The sequence below is a fragment of the Larkinella bovis genome (assembly GCF_042655385.1).
GTDB classification, from domain to species: Bacteria; Bacteroidota; Bacteroidia; order Cytophagales; family Spirosomataceae; genus Larkinella; species Larkinella bovis.
Window position 1 is genome coordinate 1 of the sequence record NZ_JBHSMA010000035.1, and the last position, 1,096, is coordinate 1,096.

Here is a 1,096-nt window from a genome sequence, read left to right on the forward strand (position 1 = left end):
TCATGGGGCCTTCTTAGGTTATATTCCTCCATCCAGTCGCATGTCAATTGTCTTACCTGGTCAAGCTCAAAAAATAGATAAGCATCTAAAACAGCTTCTCGATACAGCCGATTGAATCGTTCAACGTAGCCGTTTTGCATTGGTTTGCCCGGCTGGATATACTGAATTTCAATTTTCTCGCCTTTACACCAAAGCTCAAAATCACCAGAAGTAAATTCCGGGCCATTGTCAGTACGTATTGTCTTGGGCTTTCCTCGATCTTTAATTACCCGTTCCAAAGTCCGAATAATCCTTTTAGCGGAAAGCGAAGTATCAATCTCGATCGCCAGCACCTCCCGCGTACAATCGTCGATGACGTTGAACGTTCGGAATTTGCGATTACCCACCATTGTGTCACTCATGAAGTCCATACTCCAACTGCTATTAATGACTGTTTGCTGTTGCAGTGGATGCTTCAAACGAGTTGGCAGTCTGCGTTTACCCTTCCGTTTTCGATTCAGTTTGAGCAGTTTGTAAATCCTATACACTTTCTTATGATTCCAGGATTTACCAGATCGTCTGATATAGGCAAATAATTTCCGAAACCCATACGAAGGATGTGTAAAAGCCAAGTCCTGCAATACCTCAATCACAGCCGTATCGTCCTTCTTAGTGCTGTAATAGAATTGCGAACGCGGTAAAGACACTAGCTGACAGGCCCTGCTCACGGGAATAGCTTGCTCACGAACAATTTCTTCGGCTAATTGCCTTTTTGTGGCAGGGCCCAGCCTTTTTTTGTGAATAGATCCTTCAGGATTTGATTGTCCATGGCCAGATCGGCATACATTTTCTTCAAGCGGGCGTTCTCTTCTTCAAGGTCTTTGAGCCGTTTGACATCGGAGGCCTCCATGCCGCCGTACTTGCTTTTCCAATTGTAAAAAGTGGCTTCGGAAATGCCATGTTCGCGGCAAATTTCCTTGGTGGGAATGCCATTTTCCTGCTGTTTGAGGATTTTGACAATTTGAGATTCGGTGAATCGCGTCTTTTTCATAGGAATCAGTTTAAAATTAGCATTTTTCTCTAATTCTAAACTGTCCGAATTTTAGGGACACTTACA

At 43.6% G+C, this 1,096-nt stretch carries 1 protein-coding gene; it reads right to left on the reverse strand.

Annotated features, from left to right (window positions below; translation table 11 throughout):
• Nucleotides 1-1,030, reverse strand: a protein-coding gene (locus ACFPMF_RS28015) for an IS3 family transposase (RefSeq protein WP_379851486.1) whose coding sequence is annotated in 2 segments (ribosomal slippage) — nucleotides 1-760 and nucleotides 760-1,030 — 1,031 coding nt annotated over the 2 segments. Because the reading frame shifts where the segments join, the coding sequence is not laid out codon by codon here. This gene is flagged as partial in the annotation.
• Between the last annotated feature and the right edge of the window lie 66 nt (nucleotides 1,031-1,096).